Genomic DNA, 18,980 nt, shown 5'->3' with positions numbered 1-18,980 from the left:
AGCAGCGCGTTATCGCGAGCAGCGGATAGCCCGGATGAAATCCGGGGCAGATCGGACTACATGCCAGACCGCCCCGGACTTCATCCGGGCTACAGGGCTCAGCCTTGCAGTTCGGCAACCACCGCAGCCAGCGCCTGCGCCGGATCGGCAGCCTGGCTGATGGGGCGGCCGATCACCAGGTAATCGGAGCCGGCATCCAGCGCCTGACGTGGAGTGAGGATGCGCTTTTGGTCATCAGCATTGCTGCCAGCAGGACGAATGCCCGGCGTCACCAGTTGCAGACGCGGCTGCGCGACCTTCAGTGCCTGCGCCTCCTGCGCCGAGCAGACCAGACCATCGAGCCCGGCTTCAGCAGCCAGGCCGGCCAGGCGCAGTACCTGCTCCTGCGGCGGCACGTCCAGGCCGATGCCGGCCAGATCCTGCTGCTCCATGCTGGTCAGCACCGTCACGCCGATCAGCAGCGGCTTGGCGCCAGCGAGCTTGTCCAGTTCGTTACGACAGGCCGCCATCATGCGCAGACCGCCGGAACAGTGCACATTGACCATCCACACGCCCAGTTCCGCAGCAGCCTTGACCGCCATCGCCGTGGTGTTGGGGATGTCGTGGAATTTCAGATCGAGGAACAGCTCGAAGCCCTTGGCCTGCAACGCCTCGACCACTTGCGGACCACTGCGAGTGAACAGCTCCTTGCCGACCTTGACCCGGCACAGCGCCGGATCGAGCTGGTCGGCCAGCGCCAGAGCTGCATCACGGCTGGGAAAGTCGAGGGCGACGATGATCGGGGTTTGGCAGGCGGGCATGGGCGAGTCTCGAACAGGATAAAAACGCCGCGCATTGTAGCGCAAAGCATCCTGGCGCTGGTCGCGGTTAAAGCACCTCCCGCATGCAGAGCGGCAGCCCGAATAAAAACCGGTCTAGCGGCCATCCAGCTGCCGACCACCTTCTGCCATCGGAAATTCGGCATTCGAATTGCGGTTGCCATCATGTAACAGGCATCGCGCGACTGCGCGCCAGAGCGGTGCACCCACACTGCCACTGCACCTTTTTCATTCGTCCGATCCAACCAGTATCCAGGTGCAGGCGGCAGATGGTCAGCGGTGAGGCCTCTGGCATGAGCACTGCACGGTATGCACATCCCTCTCTGCAACGGGTTGCAGCCATGCCTTATCAAACCACCATCGGCAGCCTGGTCTACCGCTTCGCCGACCTCAAGACGCTGCTGGCCAAGGCCAGCCCGGCGCGCTCCGGCGACTACCTGGCGGGGCTGGCTGCTGCTACCTACGAAGAGCGCATGGCGGCCAAGCTGGCGCTGGCTGAGGTGCCGCTCAAGCGCTTCCTCGACGAGGCGCTGATTCCTTACGAAGACGACGAAGTCACCCGCCTGATCATCGACCGCCATGACGCCGTGGCCTTCGCCCCGATCAGCCACCTGACCGTGGGTGATCTGCGCGACTGGCTGCTACTGGAAAAGACCGACAGCGCGCGCCTGGCGGCCGTGGCCGCTGGACTGACACCAGAGATGGTCGCCGCGGTGAGCAAACTGATGCGCAATCAGGATCTGATTCTGGTGGCGCACAAATGCCAGGTGATCTCTCGTTTTCGCAATACCCTGGGCCTGCCCGGCCATCTGGCCGTGCGCCTGCAACCCAATCACCCTACCGACGATGTGCGCGGTATCGCTGCCAGCATGCTCGACGGTCTGCTCTATGGCTCCGGCGATGCCACGGTCGGTATCAACCCGGCCAGCGATTCGCTGCCGACGCTGATGCGCCTGTGGCAGATGATGGACGAGGTGCGCCAGCACTTCGAAATTCCCATGCAGAGCTGCGTGCTGACCCACGTCACCACACAGATCCAGGCTATCGAGGCCGGTGCGCCGATCGATCTGGTGTTTCAGTCCATCGCCGGCACCGAGGCCACCAACGCTGGTTTCGGCGTGTCCCTGGCGATCCTGCGCGAGGCCCACGAGGCCGCACTGTCGCTAGGACGCGGCACCCTGGGCGACAACGTCATGTATTTCGAAACCGGCCAGGGCAGCGCGCTGTCGGCCGGCGGCCACCATGGCGTCGACCAGCAGACCTGTGAGGTCCGCGCCTATGCCGTTGCTCGTGAATTCCGTCCACTGCTGGTCAATACCGTGGTCGGTTTTATCGGCCCTGAGTACCTCTACGACGGCAAGCAGATCATCCGCGCAGGCCTGGAGGATCACTTCTGCGCCAAGCTACTCGGCCTGCCGATGGGCTGCGACGTCTGCTACACCAACCATGCAGAAGCCGATCAGGACGATATGGACAGCCTGCTCACCCTGCTCGGTGCAGCCGGTATCAACTTCATCATGGGCATCCCGGGTGCCGACGACATCATGCTCAACTACCAGAGCACCTCGTTCCACGACGCGCTTTACCTGCGCAACGTGCTGGGCCTGAAACGCGCGCCGGAATTCGACGCCTGGCTGGCGCGCATGGCCATTACCGAACCCAGCGGCCGCCTGCGTGAGATCGGTAGCGGCCATCATCTGCTCAAGCAGTTGCCACAGATTTCCGGAGCGGCCTGATGAAACAGATCGACTTGATCCAGCACAACCCCTGGGACGAATTGCGCACGCATACCTCGGCCCGTATCGCGCTCGGCCGTGTCGGTTGCAGCCTACCCACCCGCGAGGTGCTGAAGTTCGGCCTGGCCCATGCCCAGGCGCGCGATGCGGTGCATCGTCCGCTGGACTTCAGCGAACTCAAGCACCAGCTGCATACGGCTGGCTTTCGCACCTTGAAAGTACGCAGCAACGCCGAAGACCGGCAGACCTACCTGCTGCGCCCGGATCACGGCCGCCACCTGCATGGCGACTGCCAGGTGCAACTGCAGCACGAACTGCCCGCGCCTGAAATCGCCATCGTCCTCGCCGACGGGTTATCGGCCGTTGCCGTCCAGCGTCATGCCCTGCCGCTGTTGCAAGCCCTGCGCGAGCGTTTTGATACCGATTGGGCCAACACCCCGGTGGTGCTAGCCGAACAGGGGCGCGTGGCGATTGGCGACGGCATCGGTGAAGCCCTGCGCGCACGTCTGGTGATCGTCATGATCGGTGAGCGGCCGGGGCTGACCTCGCCGGACAGCCTCGGCCTGTACCTGACCTACGCACCGCGCGTGGGCTGCCTGGACAGCGCCCGTAACTGTATCTCCAACGTGCGACCTGAAGGCCTGCCATACGAACTGGCAGCACACAAGCTCGACTACTTGGCGCGTCAGGCATTGCGCCTGCAACTGAGCGGCGTGAAGCTCAAGGACGACAGCAGCATGCAGGCAGTCGCAGTACAGGCAGACTGACAAGTTTCGGCCCTCGGGTTATGGTGACGACTCTAGCCCTTTGTAAGGAGTCATCATGCCTTGGTACGTCTGGCTGCTGCTGGTCCTGGTGTTCGGCTCGGTGATTGGTAGTTTGCTGGTGCTGCGCAGCAGCGCCAAAAAGATGCGTCTGAGCGAAGACCAGCTCGAACGCATGCGTAAACGCGCCGTCGAGCAAGAAGCCAAGGACGCACGCGAGCGTCAACGCTAAGCGCCACCACTCTCCTCTCCGCGCCCTCGCAGCGCAAGAAGCCAAAGCCGAGGTAGTTTTTCTACTGCCTGCTAGACTGCGCGCCTTCTCAGGAGAAGGTGCCATGCCCCTGCATCTGCGCTTGCTGTTCCCCGCTCTTACCCTCGCTCTGGGCGCTGGGCTGGGCTTCATCGAGCCCGTCGGCCTGCTGTTGGGCAGCGTGTTCGTTATCGTCTTGCTGGCCGGACAACCGCGCCTGCCAAACTGGCTATGGCTGCCTTTGATCCTGCTCGGAGGGGTCGCCCTGGCGGCGCATCTCATACCCGGTTTCCGCCCCTGGCAGTTGTGGCAGCCGCGCCTCCTCAGCCCGGACGCCGCGCCCTACGCGCTGCGCCTGTCCTGGGACAAACTGCTGCTGGGAACCTCCCTGCTCGCCTGGTGGCTGGGGCAACCGCGCAGCCCCGTGAACTCGCTGAAAAATGCCTGGCTGGCGTGCATCGCCACCTTGCTACTGGTGCCGCTGCTGGCCATGGCGCTGGGCCTGGTCGCCTGGCAACCCAAATGGCCACAGGGCCTGCTGCTGTGGCTGGCGGTCAACCTCGGCGTAACGGTGCTGGCGGAAGAGTTGCTCTTTCGCGGTCTGCTGCAAAACGCCTTGATCAAGCGTCTGGGCATATGGCCTGGTTTGCTGTTGACGGCGGGTCTTTTCGGCGCAGCCCACCTGCCCTTCAGCGCGCTATTTGCCGTGGTGGCGACCTGCGCAGGGCTGGGTTGTGGGCTGGCCTTTCACTACAGCGGCCGCATTAGCCTGGCCATTGCCCTGCACGCAGCAGTCAATCTGCTGCATCTAATGCTTTTGAGTTATCCGCTACGACTGGTATGACGGCAATACGATAAGGCGAAAAGATGCGCTTCAATTCGCCTTTTACCCGTAGCCGCTCGAGCAAGGCGGCGAAGCGCTCAGGGCTTATCGGGGCGCCGGGACGGATCATCGCGTGATGACGGTAGACCTGATCGACCCCCTCCGAGATCAGCAGCTTGCGCGCATGCTCGCGATTACGCTCAACGAAGTCGTAAAGGTTGGAGCGGGTCACCAACGCGACATCCGCACGCCCGCGCACCACCATCAGCAGGTTGCTGTCGTGAGAGTGGCCGAGATTGGCATTGAAGGTGCGGGTAAGAAACTCCGGGTCACTGTTGAACTGGGCAAAGCCGTAGTGATAACCGCGGTAGAGCGCCAGACGTTTGCCTTCGAGCTGCTCGAAGTACTCCTGGCCGCGCCGCTCTTCCACTCTGGCGACGAATAACTCGGCGTCTTCCAGCCCCATGTCTACGGCTTCGACGTCGATGTCCTGCCAACCCCACCGCGGGTTCTCGAAAATCGTCATGTCGATACGGCCTCGTTGCAGATCGCTAAAGCGACGCACGATGGCCGTGGGCAGCATGGTGAAATGGTATTCAGCCTGTTCTTGATTGAGCGCATCGAGCAGTTGCGGCAGTAGGCCGCTCGACTCTTGCAGGTTGGAGTTGATGACGTACGGAGGGAAGTGTGCACCGCCGACCTTGACGACCTCGGCAGCGTAGAGAGAACTGGCAAACAACAGACCCAAGGCAGCCCAACACCCATGAACCCAGCACCGCGAATACCGCATGTCGAATCCCCAAAAAATCCTTCTTCTAGTGTGGTGCAGCCTACTCCAGTCTCTCCTGACCGACCAGATGGATTTTCACTGCGCAGACACTTTGCCGCCTAATGTCAGACGATACCGTCCAAGTAGCCTGGATAGCTCGCCATTGGCTTGTAACTGACCGAGCAATTCCGTCACTTCAGCGGGGCTCAAAGCCCCCTCCGGCCGCAACAGAACCTGATGGTGATAGAGCTGGTCCAGGCGCTCGGATACCAGAAGCTCAGGCAGTATTTCCGGGTGTCGGGCCAGAAACGATTCCAGGTATGAACGCGTCACCACTGCGACATCGGCTCGTCGCGCCAGCAACATGCGCAAGTTGCTGTCGTGGGAGTAGGTCAGCACCGCGTTGAAGGTGCGCGCAAGGTAGTCAGGGTCGGCATCGAATGCGGCAAAGCCGTAGTGATAGCCGTTGTAGAGCGCCATGCGCTTGTCGCTAAGGTCCTCGAAATACTCCTGGCCGCGCCCCGGCTCAGCCGCAGCGACATAAACTTCCGCATCATCGATATCCAACCCCAAGGCCAGGTATGAAGTGCCCTGCCACCCCCAACGGCTGGACTCGAAAAACATCAGATCGAAGCGGCCGCTCTCCAGGTCGCGGTAACGGCGGGTTGCCGAGGTCGGCACCAGGACGAAGCGATACCGCTGCTGCGCCGCGTTGAGCGCTTGCAGCAACTCGGGTACCAGACCTTGCGGGTGCTGCGAGTCAGGTTTATCCAGGTAAGGCGGGAAGTGATAACCGCCGACACGCACCTCCTCGACCGCAACCGCGACGGGCACATGCAGCAACAGGCAGGACAGCAGGCAAAAGGCTAATGCGCGCAAACTCGACCTCTCGTCACGGATCGCAACGCGGGAAGGCCGCTGCGCCCGTGTTCGAGCCGAAAACCGGCGGGTGCTACTAGCCTAGCCGAAATCGCTCAAGCTTCCTTACAGACCAATGACAGCGCTTCTTCGGCCAGTTGATCCAGGCTCATCGGCCCTTGCGAGCGGAACCAGGTGTTGGTCCAGCTCAGCGCTCCCGTGAGAAAACGCCGTTGAATGAAAGGATCACCTTTGAAATAACCGGCATCGCGAGCCTCGCCCAGCACCGCCAGCCAGATCTGCTCGTAGGTATCACGCAAGGCCAGCACCTGCGCCTGGCCACCGTCCGACAGGGAACGCCATTCGTATACCAGCACCGCCATGGCCTCGCCGGTACCGCCCATGATCGACTGCAACTCGCAGCGGATCAGTGCCAGCAAGCGCTCGCGCGTGCCTTGCGCCTCTGCCAGCGCGGAGCGCATCAGTGCAGTGTTGTAAACGATGGTTTCCTCCATCACCGAGCGCAGAATTTCGTCCTTGCTCTTGAAGTGGTGAAAGATGCTGCCCGATTGGATGCCTATGGCGGCGGCCAGATCACGCACCGTGGTGCGCTCGTAACCCTTGCTGCGGAACAGGTGGGCAGCCATCTGCAGCAGCTTGCCGCGGGCACTGTCCGGATCGGTCACTTGGCCGCTATCGACCAGCTCCTGCATCACGGCCTGGGCTCTGTGTTCGTCCACGCTGACTTCTCCCCTGATTGCCCTGCTCGGCGATTGTTCTGATTAATTCTTCATGCTGCCGGCAAGTGCTTGTCTTGCTTGATGAAATGTATGCGGCGCCAGCTGACCAAGCAAGCGCTTGGGCGCATTTTTGGCCGAATTGTCGTCTTTCGCCACTTTTCAACCAAGCGCTTGCTTGGTAGTGTGAGCTCACCTTCTCAATGTGTGACGGGCCAATTCCAATGACCAAAACCGTACGCATCGGCTGCGCCTCCGCTTTCTGGGGCGACACCTCCACCGCTGCCGCTCAACTGGTTCGCGGCGCCGAACTGGATTACTTGGTGTTCGACTACCTAGCCGAGATCACCATGTCGATCATGGCCGGTGCGCGCATGAAGAAGCCGGATGACGGCTACGCCCGCGACTTCGTCGAGGTACTCGCACCTCTGCTCGGCGAACTGGCAGCAAAAAAAACTCGCGTCATCAGTAACGCCGGCGGGGTCAACCCGATGGCCTGCGCTGCGGCCCTGAGCGCAGCCTGCGAGCAGGCCGGGGTGAACCTGAAGATCGCCGTGCTGCACGGCGACAACCTGCAACCCAAGCTCGGCGAGCTGGTCAAGGCCGGTACCCGCGAGATGTTCACTGGCGCCGCATTGCCGCCCTTCTGCGTGTCGGTCAATGCCTACCTCGGCGCACCGGGCATCGTCGCCGCTCTGGAACAGGGCGCCGACATCGTCATCACTGGCCGCGTGGTCGACAGCGCGGTGGTCAGCGCCGCCCTGGTGCACGAATTCGGCTGGGCCTGGAGCGACTACGACAAGCTGGCCCAGGCCGCGCTGGCCGGGCACATCATCGAATGCGGCGCGCAGTGCACCGGTGGCAACTTCACCGACTGGCGCGACGTGCCGGATTACGAGCATATCGGCTTCCCCATCGTCGAAGTCGAGGGCGATGGCCGTTTCGTCGTGACCAAGCCGGATAGTTCCGGCGGCTTGGTCACGCCTTTTACCGTTGGCGAGCAGATGCTCTACGAGATCGGTGACCCGCGCGCCTACCTGCTGCCGGACGTGATCTGCGACTTCACCCAGGTCGAGCTGAGCCAGGTCGGCGACAACCGCGTGCAACTGCAGGGCGCACGCGGCCTGCCACCCACCGACCAGTACAAGGTCAGCGCCACCCACCCGGACGGTTTCCGCTGCACTGCCAGCTTCCTGCTTGCCGGTATCGATGCCGTGGCCAAGGCCGAACGGGTCAGCCAGGCGATCATCAAGAAGACCGAAGAGATGTTCGCCGAGCGCGGCTGGGGCCGTTACCAGGAGGTCAGCGTCGAGCTGCTCGGTAGCGAAGCCACCTATGGCGTCCATGCTCACCGCAAATATAGCCGCGAAGTGGTGGTGAAGATCGCCGCACGCCATGCCAAAAAGGAAGCGCTGATCCTCTTCTCCCGCGAGATCGCCCAGGCCGCCACCGGCATGGCGCCGGGCCTGACCGGCATCGTCGGTGGCCGCCCAACCGTCTACCCGGTGATCCGCCTGTTCAGCTTCCTGGTGGACAAAAGTGCCTGCGCCCTGAGCGTCGAAATCGACGGCGAACGCCAGCCGGTCGCCCTGCCCCAGATCGATGCCTTCGACCCCGCCCAACTCCGCGCGCCCGCCGCCCTACCCGTACCGATGGGCGAAGCCGACGCGGCCGTGCCGCTGATCCGCTTGGCCGTGGCCCGCTCCGGCGACAAGGGCAACCACAGCAACATTGGTGTGATGGCCAGAAAGCCCGAATACCTGGCATGGATCGCTGCTGCGCTGACGCCCGAAGCCGTGGCCAACTGGATGGCGCATACACTGGACGCCGAGCACGGCCGCGTCAGCCGCTGGTACCTGCCGGGCAGCCACAGCCTCAACTTCCTGCTGGAAAACGCGCTGGGCGGTGGCGGCGTAGCCAGCCTGCGCATCGACCCGCAGGGCAAGGCTTTCGCCCAGCAACTGCTGGAATTCCCGGTGCAGGTGCCCAGGGCATTGGCCGAGACCTTGACTGGTGCGCACGGCGCACCCTACACCCACCCGTAGGGTGCGCTGCGCGCACCAGTATCACTCAGGACAACAAGAACAATGAGCTACGACTCCGTATTCAAACCTGGCCTGTTCAATGAACAGACCATTCTGGTCACCGGTGGTGGCAGCGGCATCGGCCGCTGCGTGGCCCACGAGCTGGCCCATCTGGGCGCTCATGTGGTGCTGGTCGGGCGCAAGCAGGAAAAGCTGGAGAAGACCTGCGCCGAGATCACCGAGGACGGTGGCAGCGCCAGCATCCAAGTCTGCGACATCCGCGACGAAGAAGCCGTGAAGGCCATGATCGCTGCGGTGATCAGGGAACGCGGGCGCATCCACCAGCTTGTGAACAATGCTGGCGGCCAGTTCCCCGCGCCGCTGATCGGCATCAACCAGAAAGGCTTCGAGACCGTGGTACGCACCAATCTGGTTGGCGGCTTTCTGGTAGCCAAGGAAGTCTTCCTGCAGAGCATGAGCAAGCACGGCGGCAGCATCGTCAACATGCTCGCCGACATGTGGGGCGGCATGCCCGGCATGGGCCACTCCGGCGCCGCACGCGCTGGCATGGAGAACTTCACCAAGACCGCCGCCTACGAGTGGGGCCACGCCGGCGTGCGGGTCAACGCCGTGGCGCCGGGCTGGATCGCCTCCAGTGGCATGGACACCTACCCCGAGTCGATGAAGAACATGATCCGCAACCTCAAGGATCACGTGCCGCTGCAACGCATCGGCACCGAGTCCGAGGTGGCCGCGGCCATCGTCTTCCTGCTCAGCCCCGGCGCCAACTTCATCAGTGGCAACACCGTCCGCATCGATGGCGCCGCCAGCCAGGGCACCCGCGCCTGGACGCTGGGCAAGGCGAAAAACAGCGAGTCCTACAACGGTTTCCACCGGGCCTACGTGCCCGACGTACTGAAAGATCAGGAGTAAGGCGATGCCCGTGATCCAATCGGAAATCGATGTGCACGGCGAAGCCTTCGCGCAGAACCGCGAAGCCATGCTGGCAGCCATCGCGGCCTTCCGCGACGTCGAGCAGAAGGTGCTCGACAAGGCCCAGGAAGCCAAGGCCAAGTTCGAGAAGCGCGGCCAATTGCTGCCGCGCGAACGCATCAACCTGCTGCTCGATGCCGGCGCGCCCTTTCTCGAACTGTCCTCGCTGGCCGGCTACAAGCTGCACGACGACAAGGACGGCAGCCAGGCCGGCGGCGGCATCATCGCCGGCATCGGCTACATCGCCGGCGTGCGCTGCTTGGTGATCGCCAACAACAGCGCGATCAAGGGCGGCACCATCTCCCCCACTGGCTTGAAGAAGTCGCTGCGTCTGCAGCAGATCGCCGTCGAGAACAAGCTGCCGGTGGTGACACTGGCCGAGAGCGGCGGCGCCAACCTCAACTACGCCGCCGACATCTTCGTCGAGGGTGCACGCGGTTTCGCCAACCAGGCGCGGATGTCCGCCATGGGCCTGCCTCAGGTCACCGTGGTACATGGCTCCAGCACCGCTGGCGGGGCCTACCAGCCCGGCCTATCAGACTACGTGGTGGTGGTACGCGGCAAAGCCAAGATGTTCCTCGCCGGCCCACCTCTGCTTAAAGCCGCCACTGGCGAGATCGCCACCGACGAGCAACTCGGCGGCGCCGAGATGCACGCTCAGGTCGCCGGTACTGCCGAATACCTGGCCGAGAACGACGCCGACGGCGTACGCCTGGCGCGCGAGATCCTTGGCATGCTGCCGTGGAACCAGCAGTTGCCGGCACGTGAGAAACGCACCTGGAGCGAGCCGCTTTACCCGGCCGAGGAGCTGCTCGGCCTGGTGCCGGCCGACGCCAAGAAGCCCTACGACGTGCGCGAGATCATCGCGCGCATCGCCGATGGCTCGGAGTTCCTCGACTTCAAGAACGAGTTCGACAGCCAGACCGTCTGCGGCCACCTGCAGATCGAAGGCCAGGCCTGCGGCTTCATCGGCAACAACGGCCCGATCACCCCGCAGGGTGCGGCCAAGGCAGCGCAGTTCATCCAGCTGTGCGAGCAGAGCAACACGCCGATCCTGTTCTTCCACAACACCACCGGCTTTATGGTCGGGACGGAATCGGAACAAAACGGCGTGATCAAACACGGTTCGAAGATGATCCAGGCCGTGGCCAACGCCACCGTGCCCAAGCTCACCATCGTCGTTGGCGGCTCCTACGGCGCCGGCAACTACGCCATGTGCGGCCGTGGCCTCGACCCTCGCTTCATCTTTGCCTGGCCCAACAGCAAGACCGCCGTGATGGGCGGTGCCCAGGCCGGCAAGGTGCTGCGCATCGTCACCGAGGACAAGCACGCCAAGGAGGGCAAAGAGCCTGACCCGAAGATGCTCGACATGCTGGAAACCGTGACCGCACAGAAGCTCGACAGCCAGTCTACCGCGCTGTACGGCACCGCCAGCCTGTGGGATGACGGCCTGATCGACCCGCGTGACACCCGCAAGCTGCTGGGCTTTTTGCTGGACATCTGCGCCGAAGCCAACCTGCGGCCGTTGAAGAAGAGCAGTTTCGGCGTCGCGAGATTTTAAACGTAGGGCGGGTGAAACCCGCCAAGCATGTGGCGGGTTTCACCCGCCCTACAGACCCATTCGATACGGAGTACAACAACAATGATCTTCACTCAAGAGCACGAAGAACTCCGCCGTACCGTCCGCAACTTCGTCGACAAGGAAATCAACCCGCACGTCGATGAGTGGGAAAAGGAAGGCCGTTTCCCCATCCAAGAAATTTTCAAGAAGGCCGGCGAGCTGGGCCTGCTGGGCATCTCCAAACCGGAAAAATTCGGCGGCATGGGTCTGGACTACAGCTACTCCATCGTCGCCGCCGAAGAGTTCGGCACCATCCATTGCGGCGGCATCCCGATGTCCATCGGCGTGCAGACCGATATGTGTACCCCGGCCTTGGCGCGCTTCGGCTCCGATGAGCTGCGTGAAGAGTTCCTGCGTCCGGCCATCACAGGCGAGATGGTCGGCTGCATCGGCGTCTCCGAGGTCGGCGCCGGCTCCGACGTGGCGGGCCTGAAGACCACCGCCCGCAAGGACGGCGACGACTACGTGATCAACGGCAGCAAGATGTGGATCACCAACTCGCCGTCGGCCGACTTCATCTGCCTGCTGGCCAATACCAGTGACGACAAGCCGCACGTCAACAAGTCGCTGATCGTGGTGCCGATGAAGACGCCCGGCATCACCGTCAGCCCACACCTGGACAAGCTCGGCATGCGCAGCTCCGAGACCGCCCAGGTGTTCTTCGACAACGTGCGTGTGCCGCAGCGCTATCGCATCGGCCACGAAGGCGCCGGTTTCATGATGCAGATGCTGCAGTTTCAGGAAGAGCGCCTGTTCGGCGCCGCCAACATGATCAAGGGCCTGGAGCACTGCGTCGACACTACCATCGACTACTGCAAGCAGCGCCACACCTTCGGCCAACCGCTGATCGACAACCAGGTCATCCACTTCCGCCTGGCCGAGCTGCAAACCGACATCGAGTGCCTGCGCGCACTGGTTTACCAGGCCACCGAGCAATACGTGAAGGGCCGCGACGTGACCAAGCTGGCGTCGATGGCCAAGCTCAAAGCCGGCCGCCTGGGCCGCGAAGTGTCCGACGCCTGCCTGCAGTACTGGGGCGGCATGGGCTTCATGTGGGACAACCCGGTGTCGCGCGCCTACCGCGACGTGCGCCTGGTCAGCATCGGCGGCGGCGCCGACGAAATCATGCTCGGCATCATCTGCAAGCTGATGGGCATCCTGCCAGGGAAAAAGAAAGGCTGACCTGCCACTCATACCGTTGCGGCGGGTTTCACCCGCCCTACACCGAGGCTATGCGATGAACGATCTGCCCCGCTGCGAAACCCTGCTGCTGAACTCCGTCGATGGCGTACTGCACGTCACCCTCAACCGACCGGACAGCCGCAACGCCATGAGCCTGGCCATGGTCGGCGAACTGCGCGCCACCCTGGAAGCCGTGCGCCATGAGCCGAACGTGCGCGCCCTGGTTCTGCGCGGCGCCGGCGGCCACTTCTGCGCCGGCGGCGACATCAAGGACATGGCCGGCGCCCGCGCCAAGGGAGGCGACGCCTACCGTGAGCTGAACCGCGCCTTCGGCGCACTGCTGGAAGAGGCCCAGGCCGCGCCACAGGTGCTGATTGCCGTGCTGGAAGGCGCCGTGCTGGGTGGCGGCTTCGGCCTGGCCTGCGTCTCCGACGTGGCCATCGCCGCCAGCGGCGCCAAGTTCGGCCTGCCGGAAACCACGCTGGGCATCCTCCCAGCGCAGATCGCTCCCTTCGTCGTGCACCGCATCGGCCTGACCCAGACCCGCCGCCTGGCCCTGACCGCCGCCCGCTTCGACGGCAGCGAGGCGCTGCGCCTGGGCCTGGTGCACTACTGCGAGCACGATGACGCAGCCCTGCAGCAGCGCCTGGACGAGACCCTGGAACAGATTCGCCAATGCGCGCCACAGGCCAACGCCCAGACCAAGGCCCTGCTGCTGGCTAGCGAACGTGAAGCACTCGGCCCGCTGCTCGACCGCGCTGCCGAGCAGTTCGCCGCCGCCGTGACCGGCACCGAAGGCGTCGAGGGCACCATGGCCTTCGTGCAGAAGCGCAAGCCGAAATGGGCACAGTAAAACTCCCCTCTCCCGCTTGCGGGAGAGGGGCTGGGGGAGAGGGTTTGGTCTTGCGCAGCCCCTCTCCCTAACCCTCTCCCCAAGGGGAGAGGGAATGAATTGACGTAACCCGGATGCCATCCGGAACAGACCATCCAGGTAGCACAACAGGAGCACAGAGATGCCCGCATTCAACAAGATCCTGATCGCCAACCGCGGCGAGATCGCCTGCCGGGTGATGCGCACCGCCATCGAACTCGGCTACCGCACCGTGGCGGTGTACTCCGAGGCCGATGCCGACGCCCGCCACGTGCAGATCGCCGACGAAGCCGTGTGCATCGGCCCGGCGCAGGTCAACCAGTCCTACCTGCGCATCGACGCCATCATCGAAGCCGCGCGCAAGACCGGCGCCGACGCCATCCACCCCGGCTATGGCTTCCTCTCCGAGAACGCCGATTTCGCCCGCGCCTGTGAAGCAGCCGGCATCGTCTTTATCGGCCCGACCGTGGAAGCCATCCACCTGATGGGTAGCAAGCGCCTGTCCAAGATCGCCATGCTCGAAGCCGGCGTGCCCTGCATCCCCGGCTACGAAGGCGCCGCCCAGGATGACGACACCCTGGCCAGCGAAGCCGAACGTATCGGCTACCCGCTGATGATCAAGGCCAGCGTCGGTGGTGGTGGTCGCGGCATGCGGCAGGTAGCAGAGTCCGCCGAACTGCTGGGGCAGATCCGCACCGCCCGCTCGGAGGCGCAGAACGCCTTCGGCTCCGGTGAGCTGATCCTCGAACGCGCAGTGATCCGCCCACGCCACGTGGAGATTCAGGTGTTCGGCGACCAGCACGGCAATATCGTCTATCTCGGCGAGCGTGACTGCTCGGTGCAACGCCGTCACCAAAAGGTGGTCGAGGAAGCACCCTGCCCGGTGATGACGCCGGAGCTACGCAAAGCCATGGGTAAAGCGGCGGTCAAGGCTGCAGCTTCGGTCAACTACGTCGGCGCCGGCACCGTGGAATTTCTGCTCGACGCCAGCGGCGAATTCTTCTTCCTGGAAATGAACACACGCCTGCAGGTCGAGCACCCAGTGACCGAGCTGATCACCGGGCAGGATCTGGTGGCCTGGCAGATTCGCGTCGCCGAAGGCCAACCCCTACCGCTGCAGCAGGACGACATTCGCCTCACCGGCCACGCCATGGAGGTGCGCCTGTACGCCGAGGACTCGGCCGCCGGCTTCCTGCCGCAAACCGGCCAGGTGCTGCGTTGGGAGCCCGAGCTGCTGGCCGGTGTGCGCATCGATCACGGCCTGGTCGAGGGCCAGGCCGTCACGCCCTTCTACGATCCGATGCTGGCCAAGGTCATCGCCTACGGTGAAACCCGTGACGAAGCCCGGCGCAAGCTGGTACGCGCCGTCGAGCAGTGCGTGCTGCTCGGCGTCAACGGCAACCAGCGCTTCCTCGCCAACCTGCTCAAGAACCCGGAGTTCGCCGCTGGCAACGCCACCACGGCGTTCATCGCCGAGCACTTCGCGGATGACCCCAGCCTGCACCCTCATACCGCCAGCCTGGCCGAGCTGGCCATGGCTGCTGCCCTGCTCTACCAGGTCTCGGCCGATGCCCGTGCGCACCAACCTGGCCTGTCTGGCTGGCGCAGCGCCGGCAGTGCGCCCTGGCGTTTCGTTCTCAAGCAGGGCGAGCACAAGCACGCCGTGGAGCTGGACGTGCTCGCCAGCGGCGCCCAAGCGCACCTTTGCGTGCGTCGGGGCGAAGAACAGCTGTCCCTGCGCCTGCTGGCCAGCGACGGTCGCTGGCTGACCCTGGAATTGGACGGGGTGCGCCGCCGCCAGGCTTACCACATCGAAGGCGAACGCCTGCGGCTGTATGGTGAGCATGGCAACCTGGAATTAGTGGATGTCACCCACGAGCCGGCCGGCGGCCAGAACGCCGCCAGCAGCGGCGCGGTGAAGGCACCGATGGATGGCGCCATCGTCGACGTACTGATCGCCGAGGGCGCCAGCGTGAGCAAGGGACAACTACTGGTGGTGCTGGAAGCGATGAAGATGGAGCACCCGCTCAAGGCTGGCGTCGACGGCATCGTTCGCCGCGTCGGCGTGAGCCAGGGCGACCAGGTGAAGAATCGCCAGTTGCTGGTGGAAATCGAAGCTGTAGGGGCCTGAAATATCGCTGTGGGAGGGGCTTTAGCCGCGACGGAAACTCACAATTCGAGTCCCTCCTCCCTCATAACAACAATACCGGAGCACGCCCATGTCACTTTCCGGCAAGACCCTGTTCATCACTGGCGCCAGCCGTGGCATCGGCCGCGAGATCGCCCTCAAGGCCGCCGCCGATGGCGCCAACATCGTCATTGCGGCCAAGAGCGCCGAGCCGCACCCAAAACTCGAAGGCACCATCTTCAGCGTCGCCGCCGAGGTCGAAGCCGCTGGCGGCAAGGCGCTGGCACTGCAGCTGGACGTGCGCGACGAACAAGCCGTGGCGGCGGCCATGGCCCAGGCCGCCGAGCATTTCGGCGGCATCGACGCCCTGGTTAACAACGCCGGGGCGATCAAGCTGGTGGGCGTGGAGAAACTCGAACCCAAGCGTTTCGACCTGATGTACCAGATCAACACCCGCGCGGTGATGGTCTGCAGCCAGGCGGCCCTGCCCTATCTCAAGCAAAGCGCGGGCGGGCACATCATCAACCTCTCGCCGCCACTCAACCTAGACGCTAAATGGTTCGGCCAACACGGCCCCTACACCGTCACCAAGTACGGCATGAGCATGCTCACCCTGGGCATGAGTGAGGAGTTCAAGAAGTACGGCATCAGCGTCAACTCGCTGTGGCCGAAAACCATGATCGCCACCGCCGCCATCGAGTTCGAGCTAGGCAGCCGCGACGCCTTCAAGCGCGCGCGCACGCCGGCGATCATGGCCGACGCGGCCCACGCGATCCTGGCCAGCCAGGGCCGCAGCCTCACGGGGCGCCTGCTTATCGACGAGGACATCCTGCGCGAGCGGGGTGTCACCGATTTCGAGCAGTACCGCTTCGATCCCGCTGGCGGCAGCCTGGTGCCGGATCTGTTCGTCGATTGAGCACGGCTGGATACACCTCGCTCCCCTCTCCCATGCATGGGAGAGGGCTGGGGAGAGGGAATACCATTTCAACTTCGTAGCCCGGATCCGCAGGGTGCGCCGTCGTGCGCACCGGGGTATCAGCTCTCGATACGCGAGCGAAACAATTCCTGATGCTCGCGGCACTGCTTGGCCGCCAGCAGGAACACGCCGTGCCCGCCACGCTGGAAGTCGAGCCAGGTGAAGTCCACTTCCGGGTATAGCGCTTCGACATGCACCTGGCTGTTGCCCACCTCGACGATCAGCACACCACGCTCGGTGAGGTGGTCGGCCGCCTCAGCCAGCATGCGCCGTACCAGATCCAGACCGTCAGCGCCGCAGGCGAGGCCTATCTCCGGCTCGTGCTGGTATTCGGCAGGCATGTCGGCGAAATCTTCGGCGTCGACATAAGGCGGGTTGGAGACGATTAGGTCGAAACGCTGCCCGGGCAACCCGGCGAAACCGTCGCCCTGCACGCAGTAAACGCGCTGCTCCAGGCCGTGGCGCTCGATGTTGAGGTTGGCCACCTCCAGCGCGTCGAACGATAGATCGGCCAGCACTACTTCCGCTTCGAGGAATTCGTAGGCACAGGCGATACCGATGCAGCCGGAGCCGGTACACAGGTCGAGAATGCGCGCCGGTTCGGTCGGCAGCCAGGGAGCGAAATGACGGTCGATCAGCTCGGCAATCGGCGAGCGTGGCACCAGCACACGCTCATCAACCACGAAGGGCAAACCGCAGAACCAGGCCTCGCCCAGCAGGTAAGCAGTAGGAACACGTTCTTCGATTCGGCGCTGGAGCAACGCCTGCAAGTGGGCGTGCTCGTCGTCTTCCAGGCGGCAATCGAGGTAGGCGTCGGAGATTTCCCAGGGCAGGTGCAATGCGCCGAGCACCAGTTGGCGCGCCTCGTCCCAGGCGTTGTCGGTGCCGTGGCCGAAGAACAGTTGCTCGGCCTGAAAACGGCTGACGGCCCAGCGGATGTAATCACGCAGGGTGCGTAAACGGGTAGTGAGAGCGGTCACGGGCGGCCTCCGGATGAAAAGTGCGGAAGTTTAGCCCAGTGCAGGTAGCTAGCGCATGAACGTAGGATTAACGAGCGCTCACGAGCCTTTATGTTTCTTGCGTTCCGCATCCTCGTCGGGGCGGCGCAACTCGCGCAGCACTGCGGCCGATACGGCGATGGAGAACAAAAGCCAGAAATGCGGGGACAACTGCGACAAGAGCGACATGGCAACTCCTTTTGCGTACGACCCTGACTCCTTCGGGGCAGTTCCGATTCTGCTCTCGCAGCATGCCCTGAGCAAGTATTGGCGCAGATAGAGGTTCACAGACCGCTCTGGCCAGCGGACAATGGCAAATCATCACCATCAGCCAGGAGCCCGAGATGTCCCATCCGCAAACCATGTTCCAGCTCACCGGCCGTGGCCACGCAGCGGCCAGCCTGAGCAATGCGACCTTGCTGATCATCGATGCCCAGGAAGAATACCGCAGCGGCGTACTGGCACTTCCCGGCCTGGACCCGGCACTGGCGGAGATCGCCAGCCTGCTGGCAGCCGCCCGCGCCGCCGGCACCGACATCGTTCACGTCAAGCACCTTGGCATCCCGGGCGGCCTGCTCGACCCCAGCGGCCCACGCGGTCGTCATCTGCCGGAGGCAGCGCCACTGGCAGGCGAAATCGTGGTGGAAAAACGCCTGCCCAACGCCTTCGCCGGCACCGAGCTGCATGATCGCCTGCAGGCACTCGGCCACCTGGACCTGATCGTCTGCGGCTTCATGACCCACTCCAGCGTCAGCACCACCGTTCGCGCCGCCAAGGACTATGGCTACCGCTGCACTCTGGTCGATGCCGCCTGCGCTACCCGTGACCTGCCCGCACCGGATGGCAGCGTGATTGCCGCCGCCGAAGTGCACCGCATCGAGATGATCGCCTTGGGCGATAACTTCGCCACCCTGGTGCCGCACGCCAAGTCGCTGGTGTGAAAGCGGTAGCAGTCTTGCCTGTGCTGCGGAACCTGAGTGCGACCAGCCGGTCATACCGCCGATAAACCAAAGGAAATCGGAATGAAGCTGTCCGACGATTTCGATGCACGCCGCCTGCGCCCGCGCCAGCCGAGAAACTGGCGCCTGCGTATCGGAGCCGGCCTGGGCGCCCTGCTCGCCGCCTTCGGTATTCTCCTGGCAATGGCCGGCGTCGCCTCGCTGGCGGGTCGTGCGCCAGTGCTGGGCGCGCTCAACGACTCCGCCGGCGAGGCTATCGTCCTGCTGTTATTCGGTCTGTTCCTGTTGTGGGCCGGCATCGCATTCTGGCGTCGCTGCCGCAGACGCCTGCGTCGCCCCAGCGATTTGAGCCTATCGCCGTCGCTGATGAAAAAGCGCGACTGATCAGCCGAAAACACAGCGCGTGTAACTAGAATTGAAGATCGCCCGCAAGCGGGCTCCTACAAATTCGTCTTTCTACGCTTACACCGCTG

Annotated in this window: 19 protein-coding genes; 13 read left to right on the top strand and 6 right to left on the bottom strand. The window is 63.8% G+C overall.

Features of this window, described 5'->3' with window-relative positions:
• Positions 1-98: 98 nt before the first annotated feature.
• Complete coding sequence (pyrF, locus tag AAEQ75_RS17760; protein WP_343349957.1) at positions 99-800, bottom strand: orotidine-5'-phosphate decarboxylase; 702 nt, start codon at positions 798-800, stop codon at positions 99-101.
• A 359-nt stretch (positions 801-1,159) separates the two neighbouring features.
• On the opposite strand from pyrF, the gene AAEQ75_RS17755 reads away from it, so the two are divergent.
• From AAEQ75_RS17755 to AAEQ75_RS17740, 4 genes are all read left to right on the top strand, one after another.
• Positions 1,160-2,554: an ethanolamine ammonia-lyase subunit EutB gene (locus AAEQ75_RS17755; protein ID WP_343349956.1), complete on the top strand. Its 1,395-nt coding sequence runs from the start codon at positions 1,160-1,162 to the stop codon at positions 2,552-2,554.
• Positions 2,554-3,321 carry an ethanolamine ammonia-lyase subunit EutC gene (gene eutC, locus AAEQ75_RS17750; protein WP_343349955.1) on the top strand — a complete coding sequence of 256 codons (768 nt, stop codon included), beginning with the start codon at positions 2,554-2,556 and terminating at the stop codon, positions 3,319-3,321. Before AAEQ75_RS17755 ends, eutC begins: the two co-directional genes overlap by 1 nt.
• 55 nt (positions 3,322-3,376) lie before the next feature.
• A complete protein-coding gene (locus tag AAEQ75_RS17745; protein WP_099525466.1) occupies positions 3,377-3,550 on the top strand; it encodes a DUF2897 family protein in 174 nt (57 codons plus the stop codon).
• A 103-nt stretch (positions 3,551-3,653) separates the two neighbouring features.
• Positions 3,654-4,412, top strand: coding sequence for a CPBP family intramembrane glutamic endopeptidase (locus AAEQ75_RS17740; protein ID WP_343349954.1), 759 nt, complete (start codon positions 3,654-3,656; stop codon positions 4,410-4,412).
• Here the strand turns inward: AAEQ75_RS17740 and AAEQ75_RS17735 are convergent.
• From AAEQ75_RS17735 to AAEQ75_RS17725, 3 genes are all read right to left on the bottom strand, one after another.
• Positions 4,363-5,181 (bottom strand): ABC transporter substrate-binding protein, encoded by an 819-nt coding sequence (locus AAEQ75_RS17735; RefSeq protein ID WP_343349952.1) that lies wholly within the window; start codon positions 5,179-5,181, stop codon positions 4,363-4,365. The two genes, AAEQ75_RS17740 and AAEQ75_RS17735, sit on opposite strands and share 50 nt — an antisense overlap.
• A gap of 75 nt (positions 5,182-5,256) precedes the next feature.
• Entirely contained in the window at positions 5,257-6,039 is a 783-nt protein-coding gene (locus AAEQ75_RS17730; RefSeq protein WP_343349951.1) for a substrate-binding periplasmic protein, read from the bottom strand.
• A gap of 95 nt (positions 6,040-6,134) precedes the next feature.
• Positions 6,135-6,758 carry a TetR/AcrR family transcriptional regulator gene (locus AAEQ75_RS17725; RefSeq protein WP_343349950.1) on the bottom strand — a complete coding sequence of 208 codons (624 nt, stop codon included), beginning with the start codon at positions 6,756-6,758 and terminating at the stop codon, positions 6,135-6,137.
• A 221-nt stretch (positions 6,759-6,979) separates the two neighbouring features.
• Between AAEQ75_RS17725 and AAEQ75_RS17720 the strand changes: the two genes are divergently transcribed.
• The 7 genes from AAEQ75_RS17720 to AAEQ75_RS17690 all read left to right on the top strand — a co-directional run bounded on the left by AAEQ75_RS17720 (position 6,980) and on the right by AAEQ75_RS17690 (position 16,490).
• Positions 6,980-8,800, top strand: coding sequence for an acyclic terpene utilization AtuA family protein (locus tag AAEQ75_RS17720; RefSeq protein ID WP_343349949.1), 1,821 nt, complete (start codon positions 6,980-6,982; stop codon positions 8,798-8,800).
• Between the two features lie 42 nt (positions 8,801-8,842).
• A complete protein-coding gene (locus AAEQ75_RS17715; RefSeq protein ID WP_343349948.1) occupies positions 8,843-9,712 on the top strand; it encodes an SDR family oxidoreductase in 870 nt (289 codons plus the stop codon).
• 4 nt (positions 9,713-9,716) lie between these two features.
• Positions 9,717-11,333 carry a geranyl-CoA carboxylase subunit beta gene (gene atuC, locus AAEQ75_RS17710; protein WP_343349947.1) on the top strand — a complete coding sequence of 539 codons (1,617 nt, stop codon included), beginning with the start codon at positions 9,717-9,719 and terminating at the stop codon, positions 11,331-11,333.
• Between the two features lie 81 nt (positions 11,334-11,414).
• Positions 11,415-12,575 carry a citronellyl-CoA dehydrogenase gene (gene atuD / locus AAEQ75_RS17705; RefSeq protein WP_343349946.1) on the top strand — a complete coding sequence of 387 codons (1,161 nt, stop codon included), beginning with the start codon at positions 11,415-11,417 and terminating at the stop codon, positions 12,573-12,575.
• A gap of 55 nt (positions 12,576-12,630) precedes the next feature.
• Entirely contained in the window at positions 12,631-13,428 is a 798-nt protein-coding gene (locus AAEQ75_RS17700) for an enoyl-CoA hydratase/isomerase family protein (protein ID WP_343349945.1), read from the top strand.
• Between the two features lie 160 nt (positions 13,429-13,588).
• Positions 13,589-15,577: an acetyl/propionyl/methylcrotonyl-CoA carboxylase subunit alpha gene (locus AAEQ75_RS17695; RefSeq protein ID WP_343349944.1), complete on the top strand. Its 1,989-nt coding sequence runs from the start codon at positions 13,589-13,591 to the stop codon at positions 15,575-15,577.
• Between the two features lie 88 nt (positions 15,578-15,665).
• Positions 15,666-16,490 carry an SDR family oxidoreductase gene (locus AAEQ75_RS17690; protein ID WP_343349943.1) on the top strand — a complete coding sequence of 275 codons (825 nt, stop codon included), beginning with the start codon at positions 15,666-15,668 and terminating at the stop codon, positions 16,488-16,490.
• A gap of 119 nt (positions 16,491-16,609) precedes the next feature.
• Here the strand turns inward: AAEQ75_RS17690 and prmB are convergent, their stop codons facing one another.
• Together prmB and AAEQ75_RS17680 are read right to left on the bottom strand one after the other, a co-directional pair.
• Entirely contained in the window at positions 16,610-17,530 is a 921-nt protein-coding gene (gene prmB, locus AAEQ75_RS17685) for a 50S ribosomal protein L3 N(5)-glutamine methyltransferase (RefSeq protein ID WP_343349942.1), read from the bottom strand.
• 78 nt (positions 17,531-17,608) lie between these two features.
• Positions 17,609-17,737 (bottom strand): hypothetical protein, encoded by a 129-nt coding sequence (locus AAEQ75_RS17680; protein WP_343349941.1) that lies wholly within the window; start codon positions 17,735-17,737, stop codon positions 17,609-17,611.
• A 155-nt stretch (positions 17,738-17,892) separates the two neighbouring features.
• Between AAEQ75_RS17680 and AAEQ75_RS17675 the strand changes: the two genes are divergently transcribed.
• Both AAEQ75_RS17675 and AAEQ75_RS17670 read left to right on the top strand, forming a co-directional pair.
• Positions 17,893-18,489 (top strand): cysteine hydrolase family protein, encoded by a 597-nt coding sequence (locus tag AAEQ75_RS17675; protein WP_143506302.1) that lies wholly within the window; start codon positions 17,893-17,895, stop codon positions 18,487-18,489.
• Between the two features lie 81 nt (positions 18,490-18,570).
• Positions 18,571-18,891 (top strand): hypothetical protein, encoded by a 321-nt coding sequence (locus AAEQ75_RS17670; RefSeq protein WP_143506301.1) that lies wholly within the window; start codon positions 18,571-18,573, stop codon positions 18,889-18,891.
• The last annotated feature ends 89 nt before the right edge of the window (positions 18,892-18,980 follow it).

The organism is Pseudomonas sediminis (assembly GCF_039555755.1).
In the GTDB taxonomy this organism is placed as follows: domain Bacteria; phylum Pseudomonadota; class Gammaproteobacteria; order Pseudomonadales; family Pseudomonadaceae; genus Aquipseudomonas; species Aquipseudomonas mendocina_D.
Note: the sequence above shows the minus strand (reverse complement) of the source record. Positions and strands in the feature narration are given on the sequence as shown.

What these genes read in the sequence shown, in the direction of transcription:
- pyrF (WP_343349957.1), bottom strand. Translation starts at nt 800, where the DNA reads ATGCCCGCCTGCCAAACCCCGATCATCGTCGCCCTCGACTTTCCCAGC.
- AAEQ75_RS17755 (WP_343349956.1), top strand. Translation starts at nt 1,160, where the DNA reads ATGCCTTATCAAACCACCATCGGCAGCCTGGTCTACCGCTTCGCCGAC.
- eutC (WP_343349955.1), top strand. Translation starts at nt 2,554, where the DNA reads ATGAAACAGATCGACTTGATCCAGCACAACCCCTGGGACGAATTGCGC.
- AAEQ75_RS17745 (WP_099525466.1), top strand. Translation starts at nt 3,377, where the DNA reads ATGCCTTGGTACGTCTGGCTGCTGCTGGTCCTGGTGTTCGGCTCGGTG.
- AAEQ75_RS17740 (WP_343349954.1), top strand. Translation starts at nt 3,654, where the DNA reads ATGCCCCTGCATCTGCGCTTGCTGTTCCCCGCTCTTACCCTCGCTCTG.
- AAEQ75_RS17735 (WP_343349952.1), bottom strand. Translation starts at nt 5,181, where the DNA reads ATGCGGTATTCGCGGTGCTGGGTTCATGGGTGTTGGGCTGCCTTGGGT.
- AAEQ75_RS17720 (WP_343349949.1), top strand. Translation starts at nt 6,980, where the DNA reads ATGACCAAAACCGTACGCATCGGCTGCGCCTCCGCTTTCTGGGGCGAC.
- AAEQ75_RS17715 (WP_343349948.1), top strand. Translation starts at nt 8,843, where the DNA reads ATGAGCTACGACTCCGTATTCAAACCTGGCCTGTTCAATGAACAGACC.
- atuC (WP_343349947.1), top strand. Translation starts at nt 9,717, where the DNA reads ATGCCCGTGATCCAATCGGAAATCGATGTGCACGGCGAAGCCTTCGCG.
- atuD (WP_343349946.1), top strand. Translation starts at nt 11,415, where the DNA reads ATGATCTTCACTCAAGAGCACGAAGAACTCCGCCGTACCGTCCGCAAC.
- AAEQ75_RS17700 (WP_343349945.1), top strand. Translation starts at nt 12,631, where the DNA reads ATGAACGATCTGCCCCGCTGCGAAACCCTGCTGCTGAACTCCGTCGAT.
- AAEQ75_RS17695 (WP_343349944.1), top strand. Translation starts at nt 13,589, where the DNA reads ATGCCCGCATTCAACAAGATCCTGATCGCCAACCGCGGCGAGATCGCC.
- AAEQ75_RS17690 (WP_343349943.1), top strand. Translation starts at nt 15,666, where the DNA reads ATGTCACTTTCCGGCAAGACCCTGTTCATCACTGGCGCCAGCCGTGGC.
- AAEQ75_RS17680 (WP_343349941.1), bottom strand. Translation starts at nt 17,737, where the DNA reads ATGTCGCTCTTGTCGCAGTTGTCCCCGCATTTCTGGCTTTTGTTCTCC.
- AAEQ75_RS17675 (WP_143506302.1), top strand. Translation starts at nt 17,893, where the DNA reads ATGTCCCATCCGCAAACCATGTTCCAGCTCACCGGCCGTGGCCACGCA.
- AAEQ75_RS17670 (WP_143506301.1), top strand. Translation starts at nt 18,571, where the DNA reads ATGAAGCTGTCCGACGATTTCGATGCACGCCGCCTGCGCCCGCGCCAG.